Here is a 15,794-nt window from a genome sequence, read left to right on the forward strand (position 1 = left end):
GTTGCTTTATTCCTTTTCCCACTCTGCTTCGATTTGCTGGGTACGCTCAATATGCTTGGCCTTGTCCCAGGTCATACCCCAAATCTTAACGTATTCCGCTAAAGGAGGTAACCCCACAGAAGCCCTGTATTCATCCACTTTATCCGGGTCCATCAAGGGATAAACATAGTACTCGCCCGTCTTTTGATCTACTCCGATCTGGCTCCCAAAGACTTGCTTTTTGCCTTGACGCATATTGATGCGGTCCTCTAAAAGGGCGAGTTGTGAACCTTCCGCCTCATTTCGGGCCACTGCTTCTCGCATCATCGGTAAATACTTGATTTGCGTCTCCAAGTCGGCATGCTGAATGACCAAGAAGAGGGTCCGCGCCCCTTCAATCCCAATGACTTTTGGGCCCAACCATCCTCTTTCTTCCAGAATTTTCTCGACGACTACCAGATTCTTGGCGTCCTGTTCAGCCATAAGACCAGCGTACTTCATAGCTTCTTGAGAGGTAGGACCAAATTCCTCTGCAGCCTTTTCTACTTCCTTGCGGTATTTCTGATCCAGTTCCTGAATTTTGGCTAGCTTATCGGCTAGGGGCTTGTCCAGGAACTTCTCGTATTCAGCCTTATTGGCCTGCACCAATTCGAGGACTTCCTCCCAATCCTTTGAAGATTTCAGGGAGTTGAAAGCCGCTGACTCCTGTAGCTCCTCCAACTCTTTAAACTTCATTTTGGGGTGTTCCGCCATATAGCGCAAATGAAAAAGGGCCTTCTCCTCCTGCCCGGCCATGGCGAAAGCCTTGGTAGCGGCATAGCGGTCGTCGGGAACAGATTTACCTCCCAATACATCGTGAGCCGCCTGGTATTCCGCCGCTGATTCTTGGTATTGCTCATTTTTGTAAAACTGTTCCGCTTTTACGATATGGCCCGTATAGCTGTCCATATCTTGAGCCTGGGTAAAAAGTGTGACCGCAAAGGCCAGAGCGAGTGTAAATAATTGTTTCATGTACTTCGTTTTTTGATTGAGTTCAAATATAACTACACTATTAGGAGTTACAACTATAAAACCCGTTAATTTGCCATGTGAATAACCAGCAAAAAAAATTAACAAGATAAATTCCTAGGAGATCAACCCCTTCTTTCGGGCCATGGCCACCAGCTTTAATACGCTTTTGGACTCGATATTGAGTTCTTCTCTGAGTTTCTTTTTCCGTTTTTCAATCTTAGATACGGACCAGGGTAAGTATTCTGGGATGTCTTTGGTTGGCACCCCGCTACTGAGTAATTCGAGGAGTTTGTAATCTTCTTGAGTAAAGGTATTATCGTCATTGAGAACGGCCTTGATGATCTCGCTGAAGGTGCTGCTCCAAAAGTTTTCGCCTTCCAGAGCCATAGAAGCGGCCTTTTCTAAGGTCTCTAGATTCATTTCGGCCTTGATAATAATACTGAATGGGCTGAGTTCCTTATACGCTCTGAGGAGAAGAGAATGACTGGTTTCGTTGGTGATAATAATGGTTTTAAGGTCATGCTTAATATCCATCAGGGCCCGTCCAAAATCGATGCCGTCGCGGATATCCAATTCCTTATTCAAGGGGATTTGAAGATCCAAAAAGGCCAAATCATAGTGCTGAATGCGATCAGGATCAGACAAAATCTTTTCCATATCATCAGGAGTGGAAACACAATCAATTTGATCGAATTTCAACTGAGACTTTCGCGAAAAAGTAGAGGTAGGATTCACAAATAAAGGGGTGATCCTCTAGGATAAGCAGATTCAAATTTGGTAAGTCAATGGTTTGTGTTTCCAATTTTACAAAATAACTGCCGTATTTAACAGTTTGATGGCGGTAGGAATCTCCATTTATATTACAGTTTTCTGTATTTACCCTATTCAAATTGAGAGAGTAGAACCGTAGCAAAGAGGTCCGTTCTTCCCGAGCGGTAATTCCTTTTTTTCTGGTAATCGATATGCGTTACCGCGCCAAAGCCTTTTGAATTTTCGATGGTATTAATCACTTTTAATATGCCCACAAAATCCCCCTTGAGGGTAAAGCGATACGTATTCATGACCTCCTCGCCCACCTTACTCCTGTGAGGTGAGAGAAACTCCTTGATACGAACTCCCGTACCCTCAATCTCCTGATTGAGTAACTTTAGTAACTCGCTTTGCTGTGAGCCGCCATTCAAATTCATGGAGCCTAAAATCTCATCAAGCTCACGCTCCTTTGCCTTTAAAGCATTTAGTCTAAAAGGCAATTGATTTACAGTAGCCTGTTCTTTCCGAGCCTTACTGTACTCGAAATACTGGTCTTTGGTTTTTTTAATAGCCAACTGATAACTGAGTAGTCCGAAAAAGACCACCCCGGCTAAGAGCAGTTGATTCTTTCTATTCAGTCTTTCCATGGGGTAAAATCAAATTAATCTTGAACTCAGAGGTCGTTCTGGACCGAAAAGAGTAGTCTTCGATAACCACCTGCTCAACCCAGTCGTATTGTTCCACTTGTTCGGTCCAAGTTGTAAATTGTTCTTGGTTCTTACTGCTTCCTTGAATGGCCAGAACCCCTTTCATTAAAACAATCGATTTTGAGGGGTTAATCGGCTGACCAAGTGGTTGATATGTCATTTTCGTTAAGCTTATACTTGAGGGCAAGTCAGAAGCTATTTCATCCAAAAGTAAAGTGCTCTGTGTACCGGATTGGGTTTGAACGGACTGGATCTTCTCTTCTTTTTGCTTAATCCTTGCCTCAAGGGAAAAGAGATGTTCGGTGGCGGATTTATTGATTTGCAATTGGGTTTGCAGTTCGGCATTCTTATTTCCGTAATGCTGAAAAAGCCCAAAATTGAAAGCTAGTAGAACCAGAAAGAAAAATACAGCTACTTGGAAACCAGAAGAAAAGAATTTTCTATTGAATTGATTATTCCGTAGCTGTTCATTGAGCTGCCCTAGATTGCCGAATCCCAGTTCTTTTTGTAAATACAGCAGAGCCTTAGCAAAACCTAAAAAAGCAGAGTTATCAATCGGTGTTCGATCGACAAGAATTGAAGTCTGCTTATGCTCTTCTGACGATCGAAGGGCCTGAATAGAGCCTTCCTCCAGTATCAGAACAGATCCAGGCAAGGCAATTACTTGCTCTTCTGTATAAGCCAACAAGGCTCCGGCAGCTCCTAATCCTAAAGAAAGAGAAGCGACCAAAAGGCCTGTCTTTTCTATGCTCAAGAGTACTTGATCAACGTAGGATTTTTTGGCAATATTGACGATGTAAGAGGAACCGAAACTGCAAAGATCAATGTAAAAGTCATCTACATTCAGGTTTGGAAAAGCCTTCATAACAGCAACTCTTTCCTCGCTCGGCAACGCTTCCGGAATAAGCTTTCGAATAACTTGCTGACTATTCAACACCAGAACCAGCGGTACATTCTTCGGGACATTTTCTTGGACGGCTTGAATCTCGGTCAAATGGAGCACTTGACCCGAGTCGAGTTCTCTATTTTCATACCGAAACTGCGAGAGCACCAGATGTCCCTCCCCCCTCCATTCGAGAGCAGCTATATGCGTGTCATTCATCCAGTTCCGCAGGTAATTCTTCATCCCTAATAAATCACCGTCGGTTTAATGAGAATACTCAGGCTTTGCTTGGTGTCTTCCCGTCTTCTTTTACTAAAGAGGTATTTAATCAGCGGAACACGGGCCAAAAAGGGAACACCACTACCGGCGTCATTCTTGAGTTTTTCTTCGAGTCCACCCAAAACAGCAAGGTCCTTGTTCTGCATTCTGATGATGGAATTAAACTCGCGGGACGTCAGTCCAGGAGGAGCATCGTCCTCAATGCGCTCACTGCTAAAATCGGACTGAATCACTTTTATATCGAGCGTCACCTGCCCATCTCCCGAAACAAGGGGTTTAATATTAATGGCCAACTGGGCATCAATGGGTCTGTAATTCCGTACTTCGGAGCTTGTCGGGATCTGAGAGCCAAAAAAGTTCTGGTTGGTCTCGACATAATAGGTGGTCTCCCCAATAGAAAGACTCGCCCGGTGACCATTTAGGGTGGTAAGGCTTGGTGTCATTTTGATACGCAAGTCTCCGTTGGTTTCTAGGGCCTTGATGGTGGCAAAAAACTCCGGTACGACCTTGCCTATGTTAAGGGAACCAAATCCATTGAAGCCTCCGATCACGCGATTGACCGTATTGCCATTCAAGGTGAGGTTGGTTTCCGGAAAAATAGACCCCGTCGTGGTCGTGGCTTCTTGCCCCAACCCCCAGGAAATACCCGTCTCTACAACGGCCGATTTACGCACCTCAATAATCATGACCTCAATCAGGACTACAGGAACAGGCTTGTCAATCTGGCGAATAAAGGCCTTAAATTTTTCGATTTGCGCATCAGGACCTCCAACTAAAAAACTATTGAGTTCGTAGTCCACTTTGATGTCCAGATCGTTTTTGAGTTCATCCGGAAGAATATTGATCAAGGCCTCTGCGGCCACATTGTAATCTTGGAATTGATTGCCCTGGGTATTGATCGAGCGCTGTCCGGTTTGTTGCAGGGCTCCGCCACCAGGACCACTTGCAAAATAGGTGGTATTTCCTGTCGAAGTACGGCCAGAAGTGCGCTGGGGTAAGTAGCCTTGTGAATCCGAAAGCAATTCAACCGAGCGGTGCATAAGGCGGATGACTTCGAAGCTGCGCAGGCTCAGCTGATCCGAAGTACCGAAAAAATAGGTGTTGTTTTCGACCTTAAAGGTGAACTCAGGAATAGTCAGTTCGGGTTCCGGAGTACGGTTGTTCCGCAGATTTCGGTTATTCTGGATTGGCTCTTCTTCAGCCGTTTGCCGGTATTGACCGCTCTCGAACATATAGATCAAGAGGTCATCGAAGGTGATGGCCGATGATTTAAAGGTGACCTCACCTGCCTGTTCCAATGGAGTGGCTGTATACATGTTGAGTCCTAAGTCAGCACCAATATTTTCAATGATCTGTGCAATGGATCCTCTTCTGAAATCAACGGACAAGAGCTTATTTACGGTATCCAGGACTTCATAATGGGAGCCATTACGTATTCCCTTTAAATAGGTACGTTTGCTTTCGTCCTGCGATTCTAAATCAAAAAGGTAGAAGCCTTCACGGGTTTTGGTGTAGACCAAATCATTGAGGTCGGCCAGTTTTTCCATGGCCAAGTCAAAGGGTACTTCTTCCAGATAAATCGATAAGGGCCTCGACTTTAAACTGTTTTTAAAAAGGAGGTTTTTACCACTTACTTCTATGATTCTTCGGAAGACATCTTCCAGTTTGTGCTCATTCAAATCCAGATTCAACAAGTTGGCCCCGGCCTCAAACGACAGATAAAAATCTCCTTCACCCGGCTGCATGGCCTTGGGTTTATATGACTTGATGGCCAAGATGGAACCCGTGATCTCAATATCCAGGTTGTACTCTTTACACAGAAAAAGCAAGAGGTCATTCACGCGTACATTCGAAAAGTTATTGACCACATTGATATTCCTGATATCGTTAGAAACACTCAGGTTCAGCTTATGTACCTTAGAGAGAGCCAGTAAAAAATTCGCCAAGTTGACGTTGGTGACTTTGGTATCCAAAGCCAGGTCCTCTGCCAACTCCGGTCTTTCTATAGCCAAGGTTTCCAGCTTTGCCCGAAGTTTGGCTATTCTGCTTTGCTCTTGGGCAAATAGCACCCCCATATAGAGGCAGAAAACAAGGGTTATGATCTTTCTCATTACTTATATTATCAGTGGCAAGACTTCGGCAATAGAAGTTTCTTTATTCCTCACCCTTTCCAGGGCATTGTCTTTTAAGGTCAACAGCTTTTGGGACGTAAAGTAATCGCGTACCTCTGTTGCATTTTGTTTAATATCTTCTACCAGGTCTTCGTTAATTGGCAATACTTCGTAAAGGCCTACTCTTCCTTTATATCCGGTATAGTGGCAATGCTCGCAGCCTTGCGCTACTCCGTGCTCTCTCAGATCTTTGGGGAGGTGAGTTTGCACATAAGGCTCTAGCTTGTCGACGGTTTCCGTAGTTGAACAGTGGGTGCACAACTTACGCACCAAGCGCTGGGCTACACTCAAATTCAGTGTACTAGCAATTAAAAAAGGGGGGATACCCATATCGATCAAACGAGAAACCGTGGCCCAGGCCGAGTTGGTGTGAATAGTAGATAAGACAAGATGCCCTGTTAAGGCAGCGCGAATGGCCATATTGGCTGTTGCGGCATCACGGATTTCCCCAACCATAATGATATCGGGATCTTGCCGTAGAAAGGTTTTGAGGGTCTTTCCAAAGTCCAGTCCAATATTCTCGCGCAGTTGTACCTGGTTCACCCCTTCCAAGGTGTATTCAATTGGATCTTCAACCGTGAGAATATTGGTTTGGTGGTTATTCAGAATTTTTAAGGTGGCGTATAAAGTGGTGGTCTTTCCAGAACCCGTAGGACCAGAAATGAGCACAATCCCATTGGGTTTTTGAATTGCTTGACGATAGAGCAGCAGCTCCTCTTCTTGCATACCCAAGCGTTCCAGTTCAAAGCCAGAAATGTCTTGACTTAGGATCCGAAGCACGGCCTTCTCCCCGTAGAGGGTTGGTAAAACAGAGACCCGGATATCAATAGAGGTACCGGAAAGAGTCAGGCTCAAACGACCGTCTTGAGGCAGGCGTTTTTCGGCAATATCCAATCCGGAACGAATTTTTATTTTGTTAATGAGACTGGGGTACTCGGCCTTTTCGACCTTGTACTGCTCCACCAGTTTCCCGTCTAAACGAAAGCGAATGCGACAGCTGTCTTCAAAGCTTTCGAAGTGGATATCACTGCTTCCCATGCTTTGCGCCTGGCTTAATACCGATTCCAAAAAGTCCTGTCTAACGCTCAAGGACTCCACCTTCCTGCTCTGATCCAGACGATAATAAGTAGAAAGGTATTTCTGCAAATCCTCGGTACTACACGATTCAAGTGAGATCGAATCACTGATCAAAATGCCCAGCTCATTACTTAATACCTCATCTATATGTTGATCGGTAAGCAATCGCAATAAGCCCTCTTCATAGCTCATGGGCACTATTCGGTACTGGTGGGCCTGTGCTGCAGTAATGCGTTGCAAGGCTTCAGTCTTAAATAGTGGTAGTGATGTAGAGTCCATTTTAAAATTGATAGGGATCAGGAAAAAGGTTAATCAGACTCAAAATCAGGGTAATCGAAACAAAAAGCGCCATGAATCCCGCTAGGGGTATTCGGTTCTTTTCTACCCTTAAAAACACAGAAAGCATCAAGGAAAACAGCAAAGAACAACTGAACAGCACAACGAATATGGGCGTCGGAAAGGCCAGGGCAAGAACAAAGAAGAACCAAAGATCGCCGGCGCCAATGGCGTGATTTAAAAAGGGGATTTTATGAATGTATCGGGTGTAGCCCCACAAGAGGGCAATGATCAACAGAACCAAAGCACTGTTCATGGAAATGTACAGTAAAAAAACATTGAGGTCCGTGCTATGGTAAAGGCGGATAGCCATTAAGAGGGCTAAAACAGGAAAGAGCATGGCCCACACGGCACGCTCTTTAAAGTCTTGGTACGCCAGCCACAATAGGCCCAATATGTTGACGATCCCCAAAAGCATTTAGTCCTTAATTAGTTGTTTTGGGTTTCCGTTTTCATCGATCTCCCATACATTAAGAATTCCGTCACCATCAAAATCGGTAACCGCCTCTGCGCGGGCCAAAAAGCTCGCATCAGTGGCTTCGATAATCGTATAAGAATAGTTGGCCGTCCCCTCCTCTTTTACCGTTTTTGGAGGAAGAAAGTCGATTTCGTCCATGTCAAAAGAATACTTGCTGTGCATATACCGGTACGTGGTCTGGGCATTGTGCAAAGCCTTGAGTTGGGTTTGGGCCTCAATACTTTTTGCTTTGGCAATTAAAGGCATCAAATTGGGCAAGGCCAAAAGCAATAAAATGCCAATGATCGCCAAGACGATTAGTGTTTCTTGCAAATTCAAAGCCGAAAGACGCCTCTTAAAAAGGGTTTTGAAGGACATGATTAGTGGTTCTGTTCTTGCTTATCGAAACACTAATCTTAAATACCTTATAAGGATGAACAAAGCTTTGTTGTCAAAACCGAGTTTTCAGTAGATGAGATTTACAAAATGAAGGGTCAAGAAGAAGGCAAGGTGTGCAAAAAACAGAAAATTCCCATTTTTCTTACTTACTTAATTTGTAAGAATATTATTACTTATTGACAGTTTTACCGTTATTAATTTACAGTTTTCTGTATTTTTTTAGGTTTTTTTGAGGATTTCGCAATAAATAAAAAAGCTTACGTTTTGTTGTTCGAGAACATTTTGGAAATGGATTAGCCACTAACCATTGACCAAAATATATGCAGTATTGCATCCCGCTGACATCATTTCGACCCCCTAATGACGATCATTACGAGGTCCTAATTTTAGCTTCAAAACGCAACTCCATTAACTACTCAGGACAATTCCCTTTTGTCCCGAGATTTTTTCAATTCAATAGAACCCATTCTAAGTCATTGGCCAAAGCCAATGGCTTGTCTGGTGTTTGTAATTCAAGCATTTCCAACCACCATTTCGAATCCTCATTCTTATGAAATACATCAAACTAATGGCCCTTTCGGCCCTAACCCTTTTTGGCTATACCCGTTCGGCATTGGCCAACTCAGTCAACCCGCCCTTCCAGACCGTCTGGTCGGAAGACTTTAATAGTGCTGCCAACGGAGCAAACTCTGGTGCGGACTGGGGTCTGGTTATCAATCAGGGAAGCTTCCAAGTCAATAACAGCCGGCTCGAACTCGTTGGCGTTAATGCGGGAAGTCTAGCCACCTTTACCACCAATGCCCTTGATATCTCGGCCTTTGAAAACCTAGCAATCTCGCTGGTGGTCGATGACAATGACAACAACAAAGAAACCAGCGACTACGTCAGAGCTTTCTACAGCCTGGACGGCGCAGCGCGCGTGCAATTTGGTGAAGTCATTGACGATGTTCCGAGTCCCGAGACCCTTTCGGTAAGTAACCTCAATGGGGCAAGCCTAGTCATTGAAATCGAAATCAAGGTCAGTTATGGCAACGAAAGTTATAATGTGGACGACATTCTGGTGACTGGTGATCCTCTTAGCTCAGGAGGTGGAGGAAGCACGAGCAGTCTTTGGTCTGAGAGCGGTTCTGATATCTATTATGATGGAGGGAATGTAGGGATCGGCCTATCAGATCCCAGCAATCCCCTTCAGATTGTCGGGAATGAACTTATCCAAGGAGACAATGCCTCTTTATTCATCGAGAGCAACGTACTTGGTGATTATCAAGGAGGTCGAATTTACCTGTCTTCCCAGCACATCAATTCGGCGAATCAGTTCCACACGGCCATGCTCATCATGCACAGGGAACCCAGGGCGACGGAATCTTCGAGATTCAGCGGCGAAACAGAGATAATGAGTATGTAGGGACTCTAATGTACTACCGGGATGGAGACGGATGGAAGTTTAATACGGCCAACGCACATTCGAGCACAGGTACTGTTGTGGGTATGACCATCAAAGAAAATGGTAACGTCGGTATCGGTACAACCAATCCCGGGGAATGGAAACTCGCAGTTGATGGCAAAATTCGCGCCCGAGAAATCCGGGTCGACAACGACGCCTGGCCTGACTATGTCTTCACATCGGACTATGAGCTATTAACGCTTGACGCCGTAAGAGCCTTTATTCAACAACACGGGCATCTACCCCATGTTCCTTCTGCCAAGGAAGTAGAAAGCGAGGGAGTTGCACTGGGCGAAATGAACAAAATCCTCCTTGAAAAAGTCGAAGAGATGACCCTCTATGTCCTTCAATTGGAAGAACGCATCCAAGTTTTAAAAGAAAAGAAAAACAAATAATCCAACCACCTCTCAATTCTCATAAAATGAAAACAGTATTAAAATTCCTATTTACCCTTATAGCGGTTCTAATTGGTCACAGCATCCAAGCTCAGACTACATATTCGTATACCCTCTATGATGGAGACACAGACCAACCTCTCCTTTCCGGCTTTAATAATAACATTTCTTGGGATTTAGATATCTCTAATCGCTTGAGCGTGGTCTCTGATATTGCTAGTGGAATTTATACACAAGTAAAGTTTACTTTATCTAATGGACACACACAAACCGAAGGAGCCCATCCTTATGCATGTTACGGGGATACCAGTGGTAATTTCACCCCATGGACACAAACCGCGGAAGAAGCGGTGAGCTTTACGGTTCAATACCTAAATGGTCCCGGTAATATTACAGAAACCGACAATTTCACCATAACCTTTTTTAGAAGCAGTACTTCAGGTGGAGGAGGCAGCTCCTTCCCTAATGTGGCTTTGAATAAATCCACATCACAATCTTCAACCTGGAATGGCTATACTTCGGATCAGGCTGTTGATGGAATTACAACAGGAAATAACTGGACTCACACGATTAATGGAGCCAACCCTTGGTGGAGAGTAGATTTGGGTCAAGCCTATGATATTGACCAAATCAAAGTCATTAACCGACCTTCATCTTGCTGTGTAGGTCGTTTGAATGGGGCGGTTGTCTATGTCGGTAATCAAGACAGTTCAGACCCTTCTGATTATACTGCAGTGTATAACTTGAATGGAGATCTAGTACAGGACATTCAGAATCTAAGCGTGAGTGGGCGTTATGTCATGATTCATAAAACGACTGGGCAAGGCATTTTAAATATTACCGAAGTTGAAGTTCATGGACAAGTAACTACAGCCCCACCTCCAAAACCTAGCACTCCAACAACCTTTTACGCTTCCAACCCAACGGATACCTCCATTGACCTCAATTGGAATGCATCTACTATTACATCAGGTTCAATCAGTCATTACGAAATAGACATAGATCCTTCCACAACTATCAATGTGGGGAACTCAACCAATACTACGATTAACAGTCTTAGTCCAGGTGTTACTTACACTTTTGCCGTTCGCGCTGTGAGTGATCAAGGAGTAAGCTCAGATCCTACCGATGACCTTAGTGCAACAACAACCGATTCTTCCAGTGGTGGCGGAGGCAGTGGAGGAGGAAGCTCTACATCCCTTTGGACCCAATCCGGTAACGATGTCAGTTTTAGCAGCGGAAAGGTGGGAATCGGAACCAGCACTCCGGATGAAAACCTTCATGTCGTCGGAAATCAACGTATTCAAGGAGATAATGCTTCCTTATTTATCAAGGGAACTGGCGAAGATGATTATAATGGAGGTCGCATCTTTTTAAACACAGAATACATCAATAGCGGTAACAATTTTGCGTCTGCAAAGATCTCTATGCACCGAGGTACCAATGGCACAGGCCACTTTGAGATTCAACGCACGGCTGGTAATGGTGCTTATATGGGCAACCTATTGCGTTACAAAGACGCCGAAGGGTGGAGATTCTTTACCGCTAATTCAAATACGAGCACTAGTTCATCCTTGCAAATGCAAATCAGCCACCAGGGTAATGTTAGTATCGGAACCCTGCTCGTAGGTGATTGGAAGCTTGCCGTAGATGGTAAAATCCGCGCTCGAGAAATCCGCGTCGACAACGATGCCTGGCCCGATTTCGTCTTCGTATCTGACTACGACCTCCCAACCCTGGACGAGATTCGCAACTTCATCAAAAAGTACGGCCACTTGCCTGCAGTTCCTTCTGCTAAGGAAGTCGAAGAGGAAGGCGTCGAACTCGGCGAAATGAACAAGATCCTTCTGCAAAAGATCGAAGAACTCACCCTCTACATCCTCGAATTGGACGAACAGGTGAAGGAATTGGAAAAAGGAAGTAAATAATCAACCAGAAGAACTTATCATGTTAAGAAAATCATTTCTGGCAATAATAGCCGGTCTTACAATTAGTATTTGTACTGCACAATCTGGCAATACTCCTGAAGATATTGGGCCTTCTTCCTATGAGGTTTCCTTAATTCCCGAAAGTCCTCAAGTGGCTAGTTTAGGAACTTATGGAGGATACCCGGTAAATCAATACAACGGTACAGCCAACATTAGTATTCCCATTCACTCCATTGACCTGGATGGTCTGATGATTCCCTTTACGTTGTCTTACAACACAGGTGGAATTCGAGTCAATCAAGATGCCACCTGGGTGGGTCTTGGCTGGAATTTATCTGAAGGGATTGTGATAACCAGGGAAATTAATGGTTATGATGACCTTAGAAATGGCGACTATTCAGCTGACGCCGATAATATAGGGTGGATACATACGGAAGATTACCTGACTCCGAACGCCAATAATGGATACTCCTTTTCACTTTCGGGAAGTACGCTGCTCTATCTGGACACGGAATTCACCATTAATCAACCGCATGACTTTGAACCAGATTTATTTACCGTATCTACCCCGAATGGAAGCTGTAAATTTTATCTACCGAAAAGACAGGGGAATGAAAACATGCTCGTCGCCAAAACGGTAGATTCAAATAATTTCAAAGTAAAGTTCTTTATATCTCAATTTGAGGACCAAGAGGATTACAGTTTTGAAGTTATTGATCCCAAAGGATTCAAATACATCTTTAATTATAAAGAAAAGTCTACCGGTTACAGCAGTTGGGATGCACCTCCGGGAACTATATTCGAGGCAGCAGCCTTAGATGGAATTCCCTATTGGTCAACCAATCAAACCCGTGATCTCATTACGGCCTGGAAACCCGAAACCATCATTTCTCCCTATGACAATACCTTGAATTTTGAGTATACTCCGGGGCATCACTTTTCTTATCCGTCCTTCTCAGAGACATTCTCTTTCAATATTAATGCTCAAGCGAATACTGCGACTGCTTATAATGAAGAATTAACAGTGATCAATCCCACATCTCTGAGCGCCTCATTGAATGCGTTCCATAATCTCTATCTATCTAAGGTTACCGGAGATTTTGGGTCATTAGAGTTCAATCTAGGGAGCGAACGTCTTGATTTATTCTCAAAGACTGCATTCAGAAATCTCTCTAATCTATCTGCCTGGAACCCTAGTATTAGTCCGAATACAAAAAATGCCAAACGCCTAGAGTCCGTAATCCTAAAGGATTTTCAAGGTAATCAGGTTAAGCAAGTCGATATGACTTACTCCTATTTCAACAGCAATAAGATCAATGATACTAACAAGGAGAACTATTTGCGTTTAAAGCTGGATGAAGTACAGATTTTTGATCAGAAGTACTCCTTTAATTACATAAACCAAAATTCCTTACCGACTAAGGACTCGAAAGCCACCGATTTATGGGGCTTCTACAATGGTGTAAATTCCAATACCCATAGAATACCGAGCTCCAACCGTTTCTATTATATTTTCTCCTCAAATATTGCGGGTGGAACTCGTGAATACGAGAAGTTCTACAAAATAAATGGAGCTAACCGCAAATCAGACTCTATTTATAGTAAATATGGTTTGCTTGAGCGGGTAACTTATCCTACCGGAGGTTCTACCGAGTACCATTATGAAGGAAACGAAGTAACACTGCAACGGGTGGGATATCAACCTACCTATTACAGTGATACGGGAGAATTTAGAACACCAGGAATTCGATCTTCGGAAGAGTACAATTTTGCTTATCAACACTTAAAGCTGCAAGAAGATCCCAGTTATACTTTATACGACTACAACGATTGCCAAGTAGGGAATTACTCGGTTGGCATAAATAGCAATATTGATATAACCGACACAAATTTTTGTAACAATCAATCCTTTAACGTTAAGGTAACTTACCAAATAAGTTGTGTTACGGGTTGTAATCAAGGAATTAATCCTGTTGGACCTGCCGTTTGGGTGGAAAATGTAAATACTGGTCAAGTTTACCCCCTAATCAATTACGACAACCAATTTGACGTCAATACATTAAGTGTGTCGGATGAGCAAGAAATGAGCTTGCCTGTGGGGACCTATGTTCTCAGGACACAAAGCTGGAGTAACTCAAGTCCACTTGTTGTTGCCAATGCTACAGCTAGTATGCAGTATTGGAAGGATGAAAGTCCAACTTCAGACCATTTTGACACCTTCCAAGTTGGTGGTTTACGTGTGAAGAAAACAGTCAATAAGGACACGGACGGTTCATTTATCAGTGCCAAGACCTATGACTATACCACGACAGGCGAAAGCGGAACAATTACATCCAGTGGAAAACTCATGGACGACCTTGTATTTACTTCAAAAGGAAGTGGATCCATGTGGGAATACACTCCTGAAAATTACGGGAGTGATGGCAATAATAAGGCTCAAATTCATTCTGAAAATAGGATTAGAACGGCTAACTCTGCTTCTGGCAGTCATATCGGGTACTCTGTTGTCACAGAAAAAAGCGTAGACTCCAACGGAAATGATAATGGGTGGATCACCACAACATTTAAGAATCACCCTAACAAACGATTGACTCGAAATATTTTATGTACACCCCAATTTGTCGGAGCTTCAGGAAGTTCTACCTGCCAAGAAGACTATTCTTGTATTAGCACATCTTCTGGTTGTTCCGGCTTTAGCGGTTTTCTATTCCAGGAACTGTACTATGGTGAAGTCTATTTATTGGGTACATCTCCGGTAACCTATGACTATATCAATGGAAGCATGGAAATGCAGACTGTTCATCATAAGGATGGTACTCTTCTGCAAAAAACAATGAATGAATACATTCCATATTCACTCAACGTCAACCTAGTTCAATCATTCCCAATCATGAACTTCTTTGACAAGAAATTTCCGATTGGGCACCCGTACCAAGTTATGGACCTAGATGCCTATGAACAAAGTACGTTTATGAAGCTCTCTCATACGACTATAGAAAACTTCTTCGATCAAGGATCTATGGTTTCAGAATCCAAGTATTACTATGAGTCTCCAAATTACTTTTTAAAAAGAATGGAAATGGAGGATAGTGAAGGGAATTTAAGAACAACTATTGCTGAATATCCACAAGATCTGACTTCAGAATCACTAATGAATACACTCGTCACAAACAACAGATTAGCAGAACAAGTAAGGTCAGAAATCTACATAGGAACTGAAGCAAACCCTATGCAAACCAAACTATCGGAGCAATATACCGTATTTGGAAATGGCGTAGATTATGGATATCACATTATTCCTAAAGAGATCTGGACGAAGAAGGCCGACTATGATGCCGAACTGAGACAGATATATGAACTCTACGATGTTAAGGGGAATATTCTTCAGTATAAAAAGCCAGGTGGCTCATCTACCAGTTTTATTTGGGGGTATAATGATCAATTTCCTATTGCAAAGATTGAAAATGCGAGCTATGAGGACATCCGGATCGCTTTGAATAAATCCAATATATCAGAGGTGATTAACCTAACAGAATTGGAAATGGATGATATTAATGAATTGCGAAATAGTTTACCCCAGGCAATGATCACGACCTACGAGTATTTACCTTTTATTGGAATTACTAAAACAACCGATGCAAGGGGTTACACAACTCATTATGAATACGATGGCAATAACCGTCTACAATTCGTAAGAGACAATGATGGCTTTCTCCTAAGTGAAAACCAATACAACTACAAAGACTAATCACCCCATACCATGAAAACCATCAACACCTTTCTGGTGCTGCTCTTTGCGGCCTCAACTCTTATGGCCCAACAGGCCGAAGAGACCATCGATTATGAGATTAGTTCTGGTACAATAAGCACCCAAGCCACAGGTACCATTCGATTGCTTCCGGGGGCGTGGATTAGACCAGGTGCAGTCTTCTCTGCATCCATTGTGAATCCTTCTACTTCGCCAAGTGGCCCCATTCC

Annotated in this window: 13 protein-coding genes; 5 read left to right on the forward strand and 8 right to left on the reverse strand. The window is 43.4% G+C overall.

Annotation, left to right across the window (positions count from 1 at the left end; all coding sequences use genetic code 11):
* Positions 1 to 6: 6 nt before the first annotated feature.
* The 8 genes from BST99_RS05765 to BST99_RS05805 all read right to left on the reverse strand — a co-directional run bounded on the left by BST99_RS05765 (position 7) and on the right by BST99_RS05805 (position 8,028).
* Positions 7 to 990, reverse strand: coding sequence for a DUF6624 domain-containing protein (locus BST99_RS05765; RefSeq protein WP_105000954.1), 984 nt, complete (start codon positions 988 to 990; stop codon positions 7 to 9).
* Positions 991 to 1,104: 114 nt separating this feature from the next.
* A complete protein-coding gene (locus BST99_RS05770) occupies positions 1,105 to 1,647 on the reverse strand; it encodes a response regulator (RefSeq protein WP_146106217.1) in 543 nt (180 codons plus the stop codon).
* Positions 1,648 to 1,871: 224 nt separating this feature from the next.
* Positions 1,872 to 2,387 (reverse strand): hypothetical protein, encoded by a 516-nt coding sequence (locus BST99_RS05780; protein WP_105000957.1) that lies wholly within the window; start codon positions 2,385 to 2,387, stop codon positions 1,872 to 1,874.
* The gene (locus tag BST99_RS05785; RefSeq protein ID WP_105000958.1) at positions 2,371 to 3,573 is read right to left on the reverse strand and encodes a hypothetical protein; all 1,203 of its coding nucleotides are present in this window, start codon (positions 3,571 to 3,573) and stop codon (positions 2,371 to 2,373) included. Before BST99_RS05785 ends, BST99_RS05780 begins: the two co-directional genes overlap by 17 nt.
* 2 nt (positions 3,574 to 3,575) lie before the next feature.
* Positions 3,576 to 5,720 carry a type II secretion system protein GspD gene (locus BST99_RS05790; RefSeq protein ID WP_245916196.1) on the reverse strand — a complete coding sequence of 715 codons (2,145 nt, stop codon included), beginning with the start codon at positions 5,718 to 5,720 and terminating at the stop codon, positions 3,576 to 3,578.
* A gap of 3 nt (positions 5,721 to 5,723) precedes the next feature.
* Positions 5,724 to 7,136: a GspE/PulE family protein gene (locus BST99_RS05795; protein ID WP_105000959.1), complete on the reverse strand. Its 1,413-nt coding sequence runs from the start codon at positions 7,134 to 7,136 to the stop codon at positions 5,724 to 5,726.
* A gap of 1 nt (position 7,137) precedes the next feature.
* Positions 7,138 to 7,611, reverse strand: a complete 474-nt coding sequence (locus BST99_RS05800) for a hypothetical protein (RefSeq protein WP_105000960.1) — start codon at positions 7,609 to 7,611, stop codon at positions 7,138 to 7,140.
* Positions 7,612 to 8,028, reverse strand: a complete 417-nt coding sequence (locus BST99_RS05805) for a general secretion pathway protein GspG (protein ID WP_105000961.1) — start codon at positions 8,026 to 8,028, stop codon at positions 7,612 to 7,614.
* A 571-nt stretch (positions 8,029 to 8,599) separates the two neighbouring features.
* Here BST99_RS05805 and BST99_RS05810 point away from each other — a divergent pair.
* From BST99_RS05810 to BST99_RS14315, 5 genes are all read left to right on the forward strand, one after another.
* A complete protein-coding gene (locus BST99_RS05810) occupies positions 8,600 to 9,454 on the forward strand; it encodes a hypothetical protein (protein ID WP_105000962.1) in 855 nt (284 codons plus the stop codon).
* An 8-nt stretch (positions 9,455 to 9,462) separates the two neighbouring features.
* Positions 9,463 to 9,888, forward strand: a complete 426-nt coding sequence (locus BST99_RS05815) for a hypothetical protein (protein ID WP_146106218.1) — start codon at positions 9,463 to 9,465, stop codon at positions 9,886 to 9,888.
* A gap of 26 nt (positions 9,889 to 9,914) precedes the next feature.
* Positions 9,915 to 11,816 carry a galactose-binding domain-containing protein gene (locus BST99_RS05820; RefSeq protein WP_105000964.1) on the forward strand — a complete coding sequence of 634 codons (1,902 nt, stop codon included), beginning with the start codon at positions 9,915 to 9,917 and terminating at the stop codon, positions 11,814 to 11,816.
* A gap of 19 nt (positions 11,817 to 11,835) precedes the next feature.
* A complete protein-coding gene (locus tag BST99_RS05825) occupies positions 11,836 to 15,564 on the forward strand; it encodes an RHS repeat domain-containing protein (protein ID WP_105000965.1) in 3,729 nt (1,242 codons plus the stop codon).
* A 12-nt stretch (positions 15,565 to 15,576) separates the two neighbouring features.
* Positions 15,577 to 15,794 (forward strand): hypothetical protein (locus BST99_RS14315; RefSeq protein ID WP_181044164.1); only part of this gene is annotated, 218 nt, incomplete at its 3' end.

This window comes from Aureicoccus marinus, assembly GCF_002954325.1.
Lineage (GTDB): Bacteria > Bacteroidota > Bacteroidia > Flavobacteriales > Flavobacteriaceae > Aureicoccus > Aureicoccus marinus.